The sequence below is a fragment of the Streptomyces sp. NPDC045955 genome (assembly GCF_056430805.1).
Window position 1 is genome coordinate 192,400 of record NZ_JBWKKY010000007.1, and the last position, 16,134, is coordinate 208,533.

The following is a 16,134-nucleotide window of genomic DNA, read 5'->3' on the forward strand; positions in this document are numbered from 1 at the left end:
CATGCAAAGATCTCCTACCCCGGCAACCCTTGGCCGGGGCAAGAGGGGAAACACCAGTGAAATCAAGGAAATTGAGCGGGACGCGCCGTCGCGTCACGATACTCGGGGCGGCGGCGACCTCGGTCGTCGCCGGAGTCGCCCTGCTGCCCAACTGGAGCGCCGGCGCGGCGGTCAGCGACGACCCGACGGTGGACGCGCGGACCAGGGCCACCTTCCAGCGGCTGGCGGACGCGGTCTTCACCGACCGCACCAACGCCCTGGTCGGCGATGGGCGGACCGGCGCGGACAAGCCGCTGGCCGACGGTTTCTCGGGCGACGTCACGCTGTCCTCCGGCACGGCCCGCACCGAGGACGCCACCCTGTCCGCGCTGGTGCGGCGCAAGGAGAAGCTGGCGAAGTCCGGCGAGACGTACGGCAAGGCCAACACCACCGTCGCCCTCAACGCCACACGGGTGACGGGCCGTACGGCCAAGGCGGAGGTCACCGAGACCACGACCCTGACCTACGCCCGGCCCCGCGGCGACGCGCCGAAGACCACCGCCTTCCAGGCGCGGCACGAGCTGACCTTCAAGGCCGACCGGCAGGGCGACTGGCAGCTGACCGGCATCCGCGACGCCGACCAGGGCGGTCTCGCCGTGAACACGCTGTCCAAGCCGGCCCCCGTCAAGGCGACCGCTGCCGACAACAGCACGCCGAACGCCCCGCGCGCGGCGATCACCCGCAACCCGGCCGCCGACCCGAAGACCGGCACGACGTACGACTACAAGGCCATGGCGGCCTACGCCGAGAAGTACTGGAACGTCTACAACAAGGACTACCCGGACTTCAGCGGCCACGGCGCCGGCGGTGACTGCACCAACTTCGTCAGCCAGTCCCTGAAGGCGGGCGGCTGGAAGCACGCCCCCGGCTACGTGTACGACTACACCAAGTGGTTCGGTAACGCCGACATCCAGTCGGACTCCTTCGTCGGCGTCAACGAGTGGTCCTGGTTCGCCCAGAACTCCAAGCGGACCAAGCCGCTCGCCAACGTCTTCCAGCTCGAGGTCGGTGACGTCCTCCAGGTGGACTTCGACAGGGACGGGTCCAAGGACCACACCATGATCGTCACGTACAGGAGCGGCGGTGTGCCGTACGTGACCTACCACTCCAACAACACCCTCCGCAGGTCGGTGGCGAGCCTCGTCGCGTCGTACCCGAACGCGTACTACTACGCCTACCGCACCTGAGACCGGACGGGGGCCGGGCTCAGTGTCCGGCCCCTCGCTCCTCACGGATCTCGGAGACCACGTGGGCCACGGCCCGGCGGACCGCTTCCGTTTCCGTGAGGAAGTGCCAGTAGTCAGGGTGGCGGCCGTCGAGGGTGGTGATGGCGCGTTCCAGGCGGGACACCGCGTCGTCCAGCGGGCGGGCGTGGCGCGGGTCGGGGGTGTTGCGGCCGGCCATGGCCAGGCGCTGGGCGTCGCGGATGGCGAAGCGGGTGCGCTCGATCTCCTGCTGGGGGTCCTTCTGCACGGTGTTCAGGCGGTGCAGGCGGTCACCGGCGGCCGAGACGGCCTCGTCGGTGGTGTTCAGCAGGGCTCGTACGGTCGACAGCAGGGCCGTGGCGTCGGCCCAGCGCTGCTCGTCGCGGGCGGACTGGGCCTCGGCCAGTTTCGTCTCGGCCTGGCGTACGTTCTCCGCGGCGACGCCGGGGACGCGTTGCAGGTCCTGCCAGCAGGCCACGCTGAAGCGGCGGCGCAGTTCGCTCAGGATCGGCTCGACCTGCTCGGAACGGGTGGTGAGGGCCTGGGCGCGGGTGCGCAGGGAGACCAGCCGGTGATCGATCTCGGCGGCGCGCTCCGGCAGCCGCTCGGCCTCCACGCGGACCGCTTCGGCCCCGCGCGTGACCCGCTCGGCCCGCTCCAGGGTCTGCTGTACGCCGTGCTGCCCGGCGCCCTGGTTCAGCTTGGTGAGCTCCGGAGACAGGGCGGCGAGACGGGCGGCGAGGTCGTCGGCCTTCAGCCCTGTCGCCCGTACGGTGTCGAGGGCGTTGGAGGCGGCGAGCAGGGCCTGCCGGGCGCGCTCGACCGCCGGGGCGAGGCGGGCCAGCTGGGTCTCGGCCTTGCCGAGCAGCGGGCCGAGGCCCTCGGTGAACCGGTCCAGCTCCTGCTTGACCCGGCCGAGCTCCTCCTTGGCGGCGGTCAGCTCGGTGCGGGCGCGGGCGGCGGCCGAGGCCTCCAGGTCGTCGCGGTCGAGGTCGTGGGCGTCGACGGCGTTGATGTACTGGTGGCTGGCCTCGTCGATGCGCCGGCCGAGCGCGTCGAAGTCGGCGACGGCGCGCCGGGCGGCGGGGGAGTTGTCGACGGCGGTGATCGTCTCGATCGAGATGCGCAGGTCGCGCTGCGCGGTGTCGAGCTCGTAGAAGGCGGCCGCGGCGGCGTCCTTCGCGGCCTGTGCCTCGGCTCGCTGGCTCTCGGCCCGGCCGCCGAACCAGCGCCGGGTGCCTCCGCCCGCGAAGGCGGCGGGCAGCGCCAGTGCGGCCAGCAGGGGCAGTCCCATCAGGGTGAGCGCGTCACGGACCGGCCCCGGGGTGCGGGGGAGGCGGCGGCGCGGACGGTGTGCGCGCGGCAGCGACGGCGAATACGGCTGCGCTGGAGTCGCCGTCACATCCCTCTCCCGTGTTGTGGTCCACCCTGCCCGGTGTCATTCTCCCACCGGTTAAGGACGAACACACGGGCCGGTCAGTTCGCCGTGCGGACCGTCACTTTGCCGTCACCGGTGTGGGCGGACACCACATGGGGGCTGCTCTCGTCGCGGGGGACGGACACATCCACGCCGCCGTCACCTGTCTCGGTGGTCACGCGGTAGGCGGCCTTGGGCAACGCGATGGCCACGGAGCCGTCGCCGCTGCGGGACTCGACGCGGTCCGGTACGGCGCCGAGTTCCAGGCGGACCGAGCCGTCGCCGGTGTGGGTGCGGACGTCACGGGAGGAGACGTCCGCCCGGATGGATCCGTCGCCGGTGCGCATCCGAAGGGGGCCCGTGCTGTCGGTGACACGGACGGAACCGTCGCCCGTGCGGATGTTCAAGGGGCCGGTGGTGTCGGTGACGCGGACCGAGCCGTCGCCGGTGCGGATGTTCAGGGGGTCCCGGAAGCCGTGGGCGCGCACGCTGCCGTCGTCGTCCCGGACCTTCACGGTGACGCCCCGCGGCACCTCGATGCGGTGCTTGGCCGAGCAGTCGACGACGAAGCCGGAGCACTTCAGCCGCAGCACCAGCCGGTCGCCCCGCATGGACCAGGTGGCCCTGGGCTCCTTGCCGACGACGACCGAGCCCTGGAACCACCGGGTGACCTCGATCTTGCCGGACGGGTTCTCGTCGGCGGCGACGATCTCGAGGGCCGAGTCGTCGGAGTCGACGGTGAGCGTGCGGCTCTGGAGGTCGAAGGACCGGCGGTCGGGGTCGGTGTCGTCCCCCGCGGACGCGCCGCAGGCGCTGAGACCGGCGACGAGCACCACGACGGCACCGGCGACGGCGACCGCGCGGGCGGAGACGGTGCGGGTGGTGCGGGTGGTGCCGCTGGTAGTGCCGGTGGTGCTGCGGGTGGTGCGGGCCATGACGATCTCCCCCTGGGCGGACGACGAGCGCTTTCGAGCGCTCTACGACCGTATGGATCCAGGGCCCGCCGGGGGATCCGGACCGCTCCCGGAACGACGGTGGGGTTATCCCCCGGGCCGACCCACGGATCTGGTTTGCGGGACCGCGCCCCGGGCAATGTAGGCTGTCGACTCGTCCTGGGCGCGTGGCCCGGGAGCCGGGTGCGTAGCTCAGGGGTAGAGCGCCTGCCTTACAAGCAGGATGTCGGCGGTTCGAAACCGTCCGCGCCCACCGGGTCATTCCGCCGTCGGATCGGCAGAAGCGCCCCGGGCCCACATCGGCCCGGGGCGCTTTTTCTGATGTTCGGCCGCTACGGGGCTCCGTCCGTCTCCTCCGGCGGAGCCTCGTGCGCGTGCTTCAGCTCCGAGCGGGCCGCCACCCGCTCGGGGCCGGAGAGTTCGGACCAGTAGCGGTGGGTGCTGATGAACACCGCGAGCTCGTGTTCACGCCGCCGGAGCTTCTCCACTTCGGCCTGTTCGTCGGCTGTCCAGCCGGGGGAGGCGGGGCGCTCCACCTTGCGCCAGCCGTTGTCGTCGCTGAAGCCGTCCAGGGGTTCGACCGACCAAGGGAGGCGCTTCAGCAGGGCCGACAGTTCGGCCCGGACCTGATGGAGTTCCTCCTGACCGGCGAGGAGGTCACTCGGAAAGTCATAGGTCGTTGCCACGGCCCAATGATACGCCTGTTCGAATTGGTCGGGCGAGTTTCTCCCCGCCCTTCGTGCGGCGTGCCGCTACGGATGTGTCCTGGCGGACAGCTCGCCCACCACCCGGGCCGTCACTGGAGCCGGTATGCCGTGCCGCTCGGCCGCGCGGAGCAACGCGCCGCCGATGGCGTCCAGTTCGAGCGGCCGGCCCGCTTCGGCGTCGCGCTGCATCGAGGATTTCATCGGTGGCGGGAAGGCGTCGTAGCGGGCGAGGGACTGCGCCGGGTCCGCCGGGCCGCCGCACGCCCGGCTGATCGCGGCCGTCTCCTCGACCAGTGCGGTCAGTTCGTCGCGGTGACGGGTGCGGACCAATCCGAGGGGGACGCCGTAGCGGGTGGTCAGCAGGGCCATGGGGGCCAGGAACGACATCTTCGCCCACAGGGCCGCCGTCTCGTCGTCCTGGACCCGGGTGGCCGGGCCCGCGGCGGTGAGGGTCTCGGCGAGGGTGTCGAGGCGGGCCCGGGGCACCTCGGCGCCGGTCAGGTCGATCTCCGCGAAGGGGCTGCCGTGTTCGATGGCGCCCGGGGCGACGCGGGTCGACTCGACGCGGATGACGGCGGGGGCGACGCGGTCGGGGCGGTAGCGGGCGCGCAGGATCGCCGGGTGTTCGACGCCGTTCAGGAACGGCACGAGGAGTCCGTCGGCCAGTGCGGGTGCGGGAACGCGCGCCAGGGCGGCGTCGAGGGCGGTGTGCTTGACGGCCACCAGGCACGCGTCGACGGGCTCGCGCAGGTGCGTGACCGCCTCGACCCGGGTCGCGAAGTCGCCGAAGTGTGCGCTGCGGACCCGGATGCCGTCCGCGCGCAGCGTACGGGCCGTCTCCTCGCCGGACAGGCAGATCACCCGGTGCCCGGCGCGGGCGAGCAGGGCGGCGAGCAGACCGCCCACGCCGCCGGGGCCCAGGACGGCCACGGTGAGTTCGTTCCCCATGTCGGGTTCCTCTCGTCGGTCGGCCCCACGGTGGTGGCCGCCTCGCTGAGATCTTGGCAGCTGTCGCTGTCGTACGGGGGCCGTAAGCGTGAGACTGGGGGCATGTGCCGGAGTATCAAGACCCTGCGTCCGCCCGCCCTGCCCGAAGAGGCCACGGAAGCGGACATTCGGGCGGCCGCGTTGCAGTACGTGCGGAAGGTGTCGGGTTTCCGCGCCCCCGCCGCTCACAACCAGGAGGTGTTCGACCGCGCCGTGGAGGCCGTCGCGCAGGCCACGGCCGAGCTGCTGGACGGGCTGGAGATCCGCGGCGCCAGGGCCCAGAAGGCCGGCTAGGCCGTGTCCGCAAAGTCCCGCCTGCCCCGCGGCGTCTGGTGCGTACTTTCGCCGCACCGACGAAGCCCCAAGTACATCCAGTACGAGGGACTCCGCCCGGCGCACCGAGAGCACGCACCAGACGCCGCGGGGCCCGCCCTCCGGGCGGACGACGGGACTTCGCGGACGCGACCTAGCGCCTGCGCCCTGCCCTACGACACCCGCGGCTCCCTGCGCATCAGGTACGCCGCCCCCGCCCCGGCCCCGAACAGCGCCGCCACCGACACCGCCGTCCCCAGCCAGCTCGCGCCCAGCCAGTGGGCGCCGAAGTAGCCGAGGGCGACGCTGTACACGGCCCAGGTGAGGCCCGCCAGGGCCGACCAGGGGAGGAAGTCGCGGGCGCGGCGGTGGGCGGCGCCCGCGCCGAGGGAGACGACCGAGCGGCCGGCGGGCGCGAAGCGGGCGAGGACGACGAGGGCGCCGCCACCCCGTGCGAGGGCCGTGCCGAGACGTTCCTGCGCGGTGGTCAGGCGCCGGGAGCGGGCGATCGCCCGGTCCAGCCGGTCGCCGCCGCGCCAGGCGAGGCGGTAGGCCGCGAGGTCACCGAGTACGGAGGCGGTGGCCGCGCAGAGGGTCAGGACCAGGATGTCGGGCACGTCGGCCGCCGTACCCGCGGCCGCCGCCGTCGCCGCCGTGATCACCAGGACGCCGCTGGGCAGCACCGGCAGGAACACGTCGAGCAGGACGGACAGGGTCACCACCGCGTAGACCCATGGGCTGCCGAACAGCGACCCCACATGCTCCAGCACCGCAACTCCCCGTGGACCCCGTGGGCCAGACCGTGCCGCGATGGCGCGGCGGAGCGGCAGGAGTGGCCGATGACAGCCATACAGCGTACGCCTGGGGTGTGACGGGCCGTTCACGGGGGGTTCGGCACGGAAACTCCCCGCACACACGCAAGCGGCGCCTCCCTGTACGAGGGGAGGCGCCGCTCCGAGGTGCACTGTCCGAGCCGCGGCTCAGGCCGCCACCGGCGTCTGGTCCGTGGCCTGCCTGCCCTGCGCCGAGGTGCGCTTGGCCAGCAGCCGGTCCACGCCGAAGGCGCCGGAACCGGTGAAGATCAGCAGGAACATGGACCAGCAGTACATGGCCGCGCCTTCGCCGCTGTTCTCGATCGGCCACAGGCCCTGCGGCTGGTGGACCTTGAAGTACGCGTACGCCATCGCTCCGGAGGCGATGAACGCCGCGGCGCGGGTGCCCAAGCCCAGCAGTACCAGGGTGCCGCCGACGAGTTCGATGACGGCCGCGTACCAGTTCGGCCAGGCGCCGGTCGTCGCGGTGCCGCCCTTGCCGTCCACACCTCCGAGGACACCGAAGAGCGCGACGGCGCCGTGGCAGGCGAAGAGCAGGCCGACGACGATCCGGAACAGTCCGAGAGCGTACGGCTGCGCGCTGTTGAGGCGTGCGGTCATGTGGGGGTCTCCTTCGGGCGGCCGGCCTGGGGAGGGCCGGTCGGGGGACAGAACCGATGAGTAACCCACGTTAGGTGTGCCTCACAGATGCTTGCAAGTTCAACATTTGGCCACTGGTTCACCTGCGGTTGAGGCGCATTTTTCCGCCGCAACCGCACGTAGAGCGGCTCTCGCCACCGCGTCCGCGTCCGAAAGCATGACCGAATCCACACCCGGACGAGCCCCCGCCGCCGTCACCCAGTGCACGCCCTCCGTCGGCACTCCGAAGGCGAACCGCCTGGAATGCGGGACTCCTTGACGGTCTATCAGATGGTAAGGGCGTGGTGTCACATCCAACCCGCCTGTCTCATAATCGTCGACGGTGTGCGGACGGCACCGCCCGGTCCGCAGCAGTTCCGCGAGGAGCCCGTCGGCTGATTTCCGCAGGTCGGGTTCCGGCAGACGGGCCTCTATGAGGGTTCTCACACGGACGGCCGAACCCGGCACGTCGGGTGAGTGCGCCGCCCAGGCCCCGTCCGCCTCCGTCACCTTCAGGCGCGGCCCGAGCACCCGCACCACCCCCGCCTCCACCAGGGCCGCCAGTTCCTCGATGCGGCGCCGGGGCGGGCCGATGGACAGGAAGGCGTTGAGCGGGGTGTACCAGCGGTCCAGGTGGTCCCGGCGGGAGGCACCGGCCAGGCCGCCGTGGTCGACGATCAGCCGGAGTTCGTTGCGCAGGTCGCGCAGCACGTCGAGGGCCGCCTTCAGCGGGCCGCGCACATTGCCCAGGGCGGCCTGCGCGGCGTCCTCGCGCAGGTACGACAGCAGCCAGTCACGCCACTCGCCGGGGTGCGCGAAGTCCCGTCCGGCGTACGGCCGGGAGATCCGCTCCCAGCTCCACCGGTCGTCGTCGGCCACGCCGAACTCGGCCAGCAGCACCGCCTCTTGGGGATCGCCGTGCGGTACGGACAGGAAGTGACCGGTGAACTCCCGGCACCGCCGCGCGGAGGCTCCGGCCCGCCGCAGCAGCGTGGCGCTGTACACCGTCTCCACCTCCTTCGCGACCAACGGCCATATCTCCGCCAGGAAGTCGGGCGCCTCCCCGGAGTCGGCGCGCTTGCGGAAGCCCGCGATCACGTCCGGTGTGAGGACCAGTGGGTCGTGCCGGCCGTACGCCCCCTTCGCGTTGTCGCCGCGCGCCTGGTACGGGATGCCGCGCCGCGACCCGGCGTACAGCCGCGGTTCGCGGCCGGAGGGGAGATAGCGCAGGCCTTGGGCGTCCCGTACGAAACGGCCGCCGCGGCCGGTCGTCAGCAGGGCGGTGTGGTCGAAGAAGTTGAGGCCGAGGCCGCGCAGCAGGACGGGCTCGCCGGGCGGTACGCAGGACAGGTCGACGTCTGCCGGGTTGGCGGGCGGGATGTGGCGCAGGCCGTGGTGTGCGGCATGGGCCGCCAGGCGCCGCAGGCCCGGGTCGGCGGTCGCCGGCAGGTGCCCCTGGGTCAGGACCACGGCGGACAGGCCGGACAGGGTGCGGCCGTCGTCGAGGGTGAGGGCCTGGTGGCCGCCTGGGATGTCGTCGAGCCGTACGGCGCGGGTCCGGTGCGTCTCGACGCGGACGGTCGCCGGGGCGTCCCGTACGACGCGCGCGAACACCCACTCCAGGTAACGGCCGTACTGCGCCCGGGTGGGGTACTCGTCCGGACCGAGCGTGCCGCGCGCCCACTCGTGCAGGCTCGGGCCCGGGCGGATCGGGCCCGAGCAGTCCACGCTGTCGTCGGTGAACAGGGTCACCTGGCAGGCCACGGTGTTCATCAGCAGCTCGGGCGACTGGCCGGTACGCCACACGCGGCCCGGGCCCGGCGGGTCCGGGTCGATCACGTGGACCGTCAGCCGGGCTCCGGACGGGAGGAGCTCAGGGGCGGAGGCGCAGAGGCGTTCCAGGACGCTGGTACCACGCGGGCCGGCACCGACCAGCGCGACGGAAAACAGTGCGGATTCTGCGGTCGGCGCAGGCAAGGGTGGGACTCCCGGGCGTGTGGGGCGCGATCGGCGGTCCGTCGGTGGGGAAGGGGACGGTCCGCCTCATCATGCCGTCGCCGGGAGCGGGAACCGAGGACCGTGGCGCAGGATCGGCCTCGCTGTGGGGCGCGTCACGAGCATCACGGCCACAGGGGAAGCAAACGGGCGGAACGCAACGGTTACGGGGCAAGCTCGGAGTCCAGGAGGGTCGTCAGGCGCGGGCCCTTCCCCTCCCGCGTCCGTGCCTGCTCCAGTCGCAGCCGCGCCGAACGGCCGCGCAGGGTCAGCGTCATGAGCTGGTTTCCGAACCAGGGGCCGCCCGTCTTGCGCCAGCCGACCGGCGGCCGGGGGAGGCGTCCGTGCCGGGCGAGACCGCGGCCCAGCCCGCGGGCCACCGCGCTCCAGCCGATGCGGAAGGCCATCCTGATCGACGTGGGGACGGAGTTGTGGACGGGCGAGCAGACGAGCTGCACCACCCGGGCGTCCGGGCCCCGGCCGGGCCACGAGGGCTCGGCGATGTAGGCGTGGTGCACGTCCCCCGACAGCACGCACACCGTCGCCGGGGCATCCCGCCCCGAGCCGGCCTCGGCGATCAGCTCCGCCAGCCCGGCGAACGACTCGGGGAACGCCGACCAGTGCTCCAGGTCCGCGGCCCGCCGTACCTTCTCCCCGAACCGCGCCCAGCGCTCGCCCCGTTCGCCCCGGCACAGCGCCGCGTTCCAGCCCTCGGCGTCGTGCACCAGGTGCGGCAGCAGCCAGGGCAGCGAGGTGCCGAGGAGGAGATGGTCGTACGACCCGGGCGTGTCCAGCACCTGCTCGCGCAGCCAGGCCTCCTCGCCCGGGTCGAGCATCGCGCGACGGTCCTCGTCGAGGACGCGGGCGGCCCGGCTGTCGACCATCAGCAGGCGCACGCGCCCGAAGTCACGCCGGTAGCTCCAGCGGGCCGTGGCCGGGTCGGCGTCGGCCCGGGCGGCGAAGGTGCGCAGCACGTCGGTGCCGTCGGGGACCTTGCGGACGTCCTCGTACACCGCGTCGGCCGCCAGCTCCGCCGGTGAGAGGTTCCCCAGGTGCTGGTGGACCCAGTACGACATCAGGCCGCTCAGCAGCCGCTCCCGCCACCAGTCGGTGGCCCGCATGTCGGCGAGCCAGGCGGCGGAGGTGTTCCAGTCGTCGACGACGTCGTGGTCGTCGAAGATCATGAAGCTGGGCACGGTGGACAGCAGCCAGCGGATGCGGGGGTCGAGCCACGACTCGTAGTAGAGGTGCGTGTATTCCTCGTAGTCCGCGACCCCGTTGCCCGGCGGTTCGTCCAGGTCGCGGCGGGCCGCCAGCCAGCGCTGCGTCGTCTCGGAGGTCTCGTCGGCGTACACCTGGTCGCCGAGCAGCAGCAGGACGTCGGGTCGCTCGCCCTCCGGGTCGGCCACGAGGCGGGTGGCCAGCGCGTCCAGGGCGTCCGGGCCCACGGGGTCGTGCCCACCGGCCGGCGGGGCGGCCCAGCGGCAGGAGCCGAAGGCGACCCGGAGGCCGCCCTCGCCGCCCGGCGCGTGGATCACCGAGGGCGGGAAGGGGGATTCGGGCAGCGGCCACACGCGCGTGCCGTCGAGGAAGACCTCGTACGTCGTGGTCGTACCGGCCGTGAGGCCGGTCACCGGGATCAGCGCGTAGTGGTGGCCCGCGACCTGGAAGGTCGAGGCCGTGCCGCCGGCGCCGTCGGCGCAGCGCACCGCGGCCGCGCACGGACGGCTCGTCTCGACCCATACGGTCGCGGACGCGCCGTCGGTGTGTCTCAGCAGCGGTCCGAGCCGCAGTCCGGCCATCGCCGATCCCCTCTCCGTCGCCCCGTACGGTACGGAACGACGGAGGCCGGCGGGGAGGTTCCGGCGCGCGAAATCGCGCGTGTCAGCAGTTCGCGACGTGTCAGCAGTTCGCGAGGTGGTTCTGGAGCGCGGACTTCTCGGCCGAGTCGACCGAGAGGCCGTAGTAGTACTTCACCTGGACCCAGGCGCGGACGTAGGTGCAGCGGTACGCCGTCCGGGAGGGCATCCAGGTGGCCGGGTCCTGGTCGCCCTTGGCCTGGTTGACGTTGTCGGTGACGGCGATGAGCTGCGGGCGGGTCAGGTCGTTGGCGAAGGACTGGCGGCGGGAGGTAGTCCAGGAGTCGGCGCCGGAGTCCCAGGCCTCGGCCAGCGGGACCAGGTGGTCGATGTCGACGTCGGAGGCGGCGGACCAGGTCGCTCCGTCGTAGGGGGAGTACCAGCTGCCGCTGGTGGCGGCGCAGGAGGAGTCCTGCTGGACGTTCGTGCCGTCGCGCTTGAGGACGACCTCGCGGGTGTTGCAGGCGCCGGACTGCGTGATCCAGTGCGGGAAGAGGTCGCGGTTGTAGCCGGTGCGGTCCTCGGTGGCCACCGTGAGGGAGGCGAGGTAGGAGCGGGCGGTGGCCCCGCTGACGGGGGTGGGCAGGGCGGCGGAGGCGGCCGGGCCGTTGAGAAGCCCGGCCGAGGCTATGAGACCGGTGAGGCCCGCGAGTATGCTGAGCCGTCGACGCGCGTAGAACTTCGGCATGCGAACTCCCTTGTGGGGTGGGGGCGTTGGGCTGCGAGCGAGGGAATGCTCGTCGCGCCGTGTTGCGGGGAGATGTGCGCCCGGTGAGAAGTTAGTGACGCGTGCATGACATGACAAGATCCAAGGCGGAACTTTTCGCTCCAGGGGTGTCGCGTAGCATGGACGGCGCAGAAGGGGAGTAGCTCTTCGCCGGACCGTCGACATACTGCTCAGCTCGTCTGAGCCGGCGCCCGGAGGCAGGTCCTGCTGGTTCGTCCAGGGCCCCGCCAGCGAGACCTTCGGCAAGCAGTGCACGCCCGTGCCCCACGGCACGGGTGCCGAGTGTGCTGCCGTGCCGAGGTGTCGTGTGTGAAGATCCAGCACTCTCGGTGGGGCAGCCCCGACCGATTGAGGAACCCTTGATCAGCCTGACCGTGACGGCCGTCGTCTTCGGCGTCGTCTTTCTCGCCGAACTGCCGGACAAGACCGCCCTGGCCGGTCTCGTCCTCGGCACCCGCTATCGCGCCTCCTACGTCTTCGCCGGTGTCGCCGCCGCGTTCGCGCTGCATGTCGCGCTCGCGGTCGCGGCCGGCAGTGTGCTGACGCTGCTGCCGCAGCAGATCGTGCAGGCGCTGACGGGCGTGCTCTTCCTGGGCGGGGCCGCCGTCCTGCTGCTGAGGAGGGGCGAGGACGAGGAGGAGGTCCGCAAGCCGGAGAACCAGTCCTTCTGGAAGGTCTCGGGAGCCGGGTTCATGCTCATCCTGGTCGCCGAGTTCGGTGATCTCACGCAGATCATGACGGCGAACCTGGCCGCCCGCTACGACGACCCGCTCTCCGTCGGCCTGGGCGCGGTGCTCGCGCTGTGGGCGGTGGCCGGGATCGGCATCGTCGGCGGAAAGGCGCTGATGAGGAAGGTGCCGCTGCGGCTGATCACGCAGATCGCGGCGCTGGTGATGCTCGCTCTCGGGGTGTGGAGCCTGTGGGAGGCCGTGACCGGGTGAGCCGGGGCCGAGCTGAACGGCGAGTGAACGTCTGCGGGAGGCCCTGGCCGATCCGGGGAATGTTTTGTACCGTGGAGAAACAAAGTGGCTCCCGCCCGTTTTCCCTGACCGGCGGGCGGGGCCGCCTTGTCCCTCCCGGGGGCTGCCGTGCGCCCTCGTCCGCGCCCTGAGCCTTGGAGCTGCCGATGACGGCCACGGCCGTGCTCACCACCCGCGCCCTCCTGCTGGACATGGACGGCACCCTCGTCAACTCCGACGCCTCGGTCGAACGCGTCTGGCGGCGCTGGTCCGAACGGCACGGGCTCGACCCGGACGAGGTCATGAAGGTCGTCCACGGACGGCAGGGCTACGCGTCGATGGCGCTGCTGCTGCCCGGGCGGCCGATGGAGCAGAACCACGCGGACAACGCCCGGATGCTCGCCGAGGAGACGGCCGACACCGAGGGTGTCGTCCCGATCCCCGGAGCGCCGGAGTTCCTCGCCTCGCTGCGGGGGCTGCCGCACGCGCTCGTGACCTCAGCCGACGTACCGCTGTCGACGGCGCGGATGGCCGCTGCCGGGCTGGACCTGCCCGAGGTGCGGGTGACCGCGGAGTCCGTCGGGGCGAGCAAGCCCGACCCGGAGGGCTTTCTGAAGGGCGCCGCCGAACTGGGTGTGGCGCCTGAGGAGTGTGTGGTCTTCGAGGACTCCGGGGCCGGGATCGCGGCGGGGCGCGCCGGCGGGATGACGGTGGTCGGGGTCGGGTCCCGGGCCGCGTTCCACGAGCCGGACGTGGTGGTGGAGGACCTGACGCGGGTGCGCGTGGAGGCCGTGGGGGACGGCACGATCCGCCTGCACATCGGGTGAGGAACGCGCGTCGGCTGTCGGATGAGGGGCGTCGTCGTCCGGTCGGTCAGACGTGGGCGGCGATGGTGCGGGCACACTCCAGGGCCTCGGTGTGGGTGGTGTCCACCTCCAGGTCGTAGTGCACGCCCTCGTGCACGAGGTGTGCCTGCGACCCGGCCATGCCCCGGACGCGGTCCCCTCGGGCGATCTCACGGCCCTCGGCGACCGCGCTGTCGCACCTGACGCCCACCCACAGCACGTCGAGTCCGGCCAGGGCCTTCTGCCAGCGCTCCCGGGAGTGCGGTCCGCCGAGGAAGACGTCGTCGACGATGATCCCGGCGCCGGCGCGGGCCATCGCGGCGATGCCCTCGGTCCAGGCCGCGTCCAGTGCGCGGAACTCCGCGCCGACGCTCACCCCGCCGTCCGCCGTGAAGGTGATCCCTCCCTCCGAGCCCCGCATCCGCGCGGGCAGCGCCTCGACGAACGAGTCGACGCCGAAGGCCAGCCACGGGTCGGGCAGCACCTCTTGCAGACACCGGACGATCCCGGACTTGCCCGAACTGGAACCGCCGTTGAGCACGATCACCTGAGTAGTCACGGCGTCACAGTACGGCGGCCGGGACGGTCACGGCTTCTTGGTTTCCGACTCCAGCTTGGCCCGCGTCTCCCGGTCGTAGACGCCGAGGTCGTCGGTCTGGATGCCCCGTGACCACTGGTAATTGCGGACGGCCTCCTCGAGCCGGCCGTCGTAGTCGCCGTCGGGGTCCTCGCCGTAGAGGTACAACTGGCGCAGCCGGAGCTGGAGTTCGGTGACCTCCGGACCGCGGTCGCCGAGGCGCAGGACGGTGGGGCCGCCGGTCTGGCGGGAGTTGCCCGGTGGCGCTTTCCCCGGGCCGGTGGCCGTGGCGGATGCCGGGGGCGCCGACGGGGTGGCCGACTGCGACGGGCTCGGCGAGGCGCTCGACGCGGACGGCGACGGGGATGCCGACGGGCTCCTGGTGGCCGACGGCGACGGCGGCGGTGCCGCGGGGGCCGACGGCGTGACCTGGGCGCTCTGCGCCGGGGGCGTGGACGCCGGGCTGCTCGACGGGGCGTCCGGCACGCTCGCCCGGAGGTCGTCCGGCAGCGCGGTGTCCCGGGACGGCGCCTCGTAGGAGAACAGCCCGCTCGCGTACCCGGCCGCGGCCACGACGGCGACACAGGCTCCGGCGGCCACACCGAGCAGCACGCCACGCCGCCGACGCCGGGGCCTGCGGCCGAACTCGTCCGTTTCCGGCGTGCCCCGGCCCGGTCCTCCCGTACCGTCGAAGAGGCGCAGGTCGGTGACGCTGGGCTCGGTCGCGCCGGGGGCCAGGGGGGTCGGCAGCGGCGCGGTGGCGGGTGAGGCGGGCACCCCGGAAGCGGCCCGCGAGACCGACGGCCCGGAGCCGCCCGGCGAGGCCGGGGGCACCGGCAGTCCGGAGGTGCCCGGCGAGGCCGGGGAAACCGGCAGCACGGTGGTCGCGTCCGGGTCGACCGGGCGCAGGGGCATGGTCGCGTCGGCGGGTGAGGGCTGCGGCGCTGCGCCTTCGGCGCGCGGGGTCCGCCCGGGGTTCGTCACGGGCTGTCGCGGGGCGCCCTCGACTGCCTGCGCGGGCTCGTCGCTGTGCCGCCGGTCCGCCGCGTGGGTCTGGGGCGGTCGCAGGGCGTCGTCGGCCGTCTGCCCCGGGGTCCGGGGGACGCCTTCGGCCGCCCGGCCGGGGATCCGCCGCGGGGTGCTGTCCGCCGCCCGCGCTGAGACCTGGGCGGGCGAGTTCGCCGCGGGCGAGGGCCGGCCCTCTGCGTGCGTTCGCCGTGAGGTGCCTTCGGCCGCCCGGGTGGGGTGCTCGGGGGCCGTGGCCGTCGGGTGCCAGGGTGCGGACGGGCCGTCCGCACGGGTGCGTGGCGGGGCGCCCTCGGCCGCCCGGCCGGGAGCGTCGGCGGGTGAGGCCTGGCCATGCCGGGGCGAGGCGGAGTGGTTCGCCGGGGACGGCGGTGCGGCGGCGTCGTTGTGCCGGGGCTCCGCCGGGTGGGTCTGGGGCGGCCGCGGGGTGCTGTCGGGTGTCCGCCCGACGGACGGCCGCGGGGTGCCTTCGGCCGACCGCGCGGGGTCCGCGGGCGGGGGCGGGCTGTCCGCGTGGGTCTGCCCAGGGGCGCCTTCACCCGCTTGGGCGGGCGCTCCGGCCTGTAAGGCCTTTGCATCCCAGAGCGTGGTCGGAACGTCCACCCGGGGGCCGGCCGCCCGGGCACCGGCAGGCGCGGTCTGGGCGTGCGGGGGCGGGGCAGGTGCTTCCGCCCCGGACGGCTGTGCTGGGCCGTCGGCGCGCCGGGGCCCCGCCGGGTGGCGGGTTCGGGACGGTCGCGGGGCGTCGTCGGCCGGCCGCCCGGGCGTCCGGCGCGGGGCGCCTTCGGCGGTCGGCGCCGGGGTTTCGGCGTGGGAGTTCTCCGTAGGGGTGGGCCTGTCGTCCGGGTGGGGTCGCCGTGGGGTGTGGTCGGTTGCCCGGGTGGGCTGCTGGGGGCCCGGGGTCGTCGTGTGCGAGGGCGTGGACGGGGCGTCCGCGTGGGTTGGTCGCGGGGCGCCTTCGGCGGTCGGCGCCAGGCTCTCGGCGTGGGAGTTCTCCGTAGGGGTGGGCCTGTCGTCCGGGTGGGGTCGCCGTGGGGTGTGGTCGGTTGCCCGGGTGGGCTGCTGGGGGCCCGGG

15 protein-coding genes and 1 tRNA gene are annotated in these 16,134 nt (G+C 73.3%); 5 read left to right on the forward strand and 11 right to left on the reverse strand.

All coding sequences use genetic code 11. From position 1 onward, the window contains the following. Positions 1-71 precede the first annotated feature (71 nt). Complete coding sequence (locus AC07F0_RS16755; protein ID WP_478979539.1) at positions 72-1,226, forward strand: amidase domain-containing protein; 1,155 nt, start codon at positions 72-74, stop codon at positions 1,224-1,226. 19 nt (positions 1,227-1,245) lie between these two features. On the opposite strand, the gene AC07F0_RS16760 is transcribed toward AC07F0_RS16755, so the two are convergent. Continuing rightward, a complete protein-coding gene (locus tag AC07F0_RS16760) occupies positions 1,246-2,646 on the reverse strand; it encodes a hypothetical protein (RefSeq protein ID WP_478979541.1) in 1,401 nt (466 codons plus the stop codon). 74 nt (positions 2,647-2,720) lie between these two features. Beyond that, positions 2,721-3,596, reverse strand: a complete 876-nt coding sequence (locus tag AC07F0_RS16765; protein ID WP_478979544.1) for a DUF4097 family beta strand repeat-containing protein — start codon at positions 3,594-3,596, stop codon at positions 2,721-2,723. 199 nt (positions 3,597-3,795) lie between these two features. On the opposite strand from AC07F0_RS16765, the gene AC07F0_RS16770 reads away from it, so the two are divergent. Beyond that, positions 3,796-3,867 (forward strand) — tRNA-Val (locus AC07F0_RS16770). 79 nt (positions 3,868-3,946) lie between these two features. On the opposite strand, the gene AC07F0_RS16775 is transcribed toward AC07F0_RS16770, so the two are convergent. Then, positions 3,947-4,300 (reverse strand): hypothetical protein, encoded by a 354-nt coding sequence (locus AC07F0_RS16775; RefSeq protein WP_436730317.1) that lies wholly within the window; start codon positions 4,298-4,300, stop codon positions 3,947-3,949. 66 nt (positions 4,301-4,366) lie between these two features. Continuing rightward, positions 4,367-5,269, reverse strand: coding sequence for a ketopantoate reductase family protein (locus AC07F0_RS16780; protein WP_478979547.1), 903 nt, complete (start codon positions 5,267-5,269; stop codon positions 4,367-4,369). 102 nt (positions 5,270-5,371) lie between these two features. Here AC07F0_RS16780 and AC07F0_RS16785 point away from each other — a divergent pair, with 102 nt between their 5' ends. After that, entirely contained in the window at positions 5,372-5,602 is a 231-nt protein-coding gene (locus AC07F0_RS16785) for a DUF2277 domain-containing protein (protein WP_478979550.1), read from the forward strand. A 191-nt stretch (positions 5,603-5,793) separates the two neighbouring features. On the opposite strand, the gene AC07F0_RS16790 is transcribed toward AC07F0_RS16785, so the two are convergent. The 5 genes from AC07F0_RS16790 to AC07F0_RS16810 all read right to left on the reverse strand — a co-directional run bounded on the left by AC07F0_RS16790 (position 5,794) and on the right by AC07F0_RS16810 (position 11,613). Next, positions 5,794-6,390: a DedA family protein gene (locus AC07F0_RS16790; RefSeq protein WP_478979553.1), complete on the reverse strand. Its 597-nt coding sequence runs from the start codon at positions 6,388-6,390 to the stop codon at positions 5,794-5,796. 210 nt (positions 6,391-6,600) lie between these two features. Then, on the reverse strand, positions 6,601-7,053 hold the full coding sequence (locus AC07F0_RS16795; protein WP_478979556.1) for a DoxX family protein: 453 nt from the start codon (positions 7,051-7,053) through the stop codon (positions 6,601-6,603). A gap of 99 nt (positions 7,054-7,152) precedes the next feature. Further along, positions 7,153-9,048 (reverse strand): FAD/NAD(P)-binding protein, encoded by a 1,896-nt coding sequence (locus AC07F0_RS16800; protein ID WP_478979559.1) that lies wholly within the window; start codon positions 9,046-9,048, stop codon positions 7,153-7,155. A gap of 182 nt (positions 9,049-9,230) precedes the next feature. Beyond that, the gene (locus AC07F0_RS16805) at positions 9,231-10,868 is read right to left on the reverse strand and encodes an alkaline phosphatase D family protein (protein WP_478979562.1); all 1,638 of its coding nucleotides are present in this window, start codon (positions 10,866-10,868) and stop codon (positions 9,231-9,233) included. A 100-nt stretch (positions 10,869-10,968) separates the two neighbouring features. After that, positions 10,969-11,613 carry an HNH endonuclease family protein gene (locus tag AC07F0_RS16810; RefSeq protein ID WP_436730324.1) on the reverse strand — a complete coding sequence of 215 codons (645 nt, stop codon included), beginning with the start codon at positions 11,611-11,613 and terminating at the stop codon, positions 10,969-10,971. Positions 11,614-12,011: 398 nt separating this feature from the next. Here AC07F0_RS16810 and AC07F0_RS16815 point away from each other — a divergent pair, with 398 nt between their 5' ends. Both AC07F0_RS16815 and AC07F0_RS16820 read left to right on the forward strand, forming a co-directional pair. Next, positions 12,012-12,593 carry a TMEM165/GDT1 family protein gene (locus AC07F0_RS16815; RefSeq protein ID WP_436730325.1) on the forward strand — a complete coding sequence of 194 codons (582 nt, stop codon included), beginning with the start codon at positions 12,012-12,014 and terminating at the stop codon, positions 12,591-12,593. A gap of 185 nt (positions 12,594-12,778) precedes the next feature. Continuing rightward, positions 12,779-13,438 (forward strand): HAD-IA family hydrolase, encoded by a 660-nt coding sequence (locus AC07F0_RS16820; RefSeq protein WP_478979565.1) that lies wholly within the window; start codon positions 12,779-12,781, stop codon positions 13,436-13,438. A 46-nt stretch (positions 13,439-13,484) separates the two neighbouring features. Here AC07F0_RS16820 and cpt read toward each other — a convergent pair whose 3' ends face one another. Both cpt and AC07F0_RS16830 read right to left on the reverse strand, forming a co-directional pair. Further along, positions 13,485-14,015, reverse strand: coding sequence for a chloramphenicol phosphotransferase CPT (gene cpt, locus AC07F0_RS16825; protein ID WP_478979567.1), 531 nt, complete (start codon positions 14,013-14,015; stop codon positions 13,485-13,487). A gap of 27 nt (positions 14,016-14,042) precedes the next feature. Beyond that, on the reverse strand, positions 14,043-15,017 hold the full coding sequence (locus tag AC07F0_RS16830) for a peptidoglycan-binding domain-containing protein (protein WP_478979569.1): 975 nt from the start codon (positions 15,015-15,017) through the stop codon (positions 14,043-14,045). Positions 15,018-16,134 lie beyond the last annotated feature (1,117 nt).

Bases quoted from the DNA above. Each gene is read 5' to 3' on its own strand.
- AC07F0_RS16765 (WP_478979544.1), bottom strand. From the start codon at position 3,596: ATGGCCCGCACCACCCGCAGCACCACCGGCACTACCAGCGGCACCACC.
- AC07F0_RS16780 (WP_478979547.1), bottom strand. From the start codon at position 5,269: ATGGGGAACGAACTCACCGTGGCCGTCCTGGGCCCCGGCGGCGTGGGC.
- AC07F0_RS16785 (WP_478979550.1), top strand. From the start codon at position 5,372: ATGTGCCGGAGTATCAAGACCCTGCGTCCGCCCGCCCTGCCCGAAGAG.
- AC07F0_RS16795 (WP_478979556.1), bottom strand. From the start codon at position 7,053: ATGACCGCACGCCTCAACAGCGCGCAGCCGTACGCTCTCGGACTGTTC.
- AC07F0_RS16805 (WP_478979562.1), bottom strand. From the start codon at position 10,868: ATGGCCGGACTGCGGCTCGGACCGCTGCTGAGACACACCGACGGCGCG.
- AC07F0_RS16810 (WP_436730324.1), bottom strand. From the start codon at position 11,613: ATGCCGAAGTTCTACGCGCGTCGACGGCTCAGCATACTCGCGGGCCTC.
- AC07F0_RS16820 (WP_478979565.1), top strand. From the start codon at position 12,779: ATGACGGCCACGGCCGTGCTCACCACCCGCGCCCTCCTGCTGGACATG.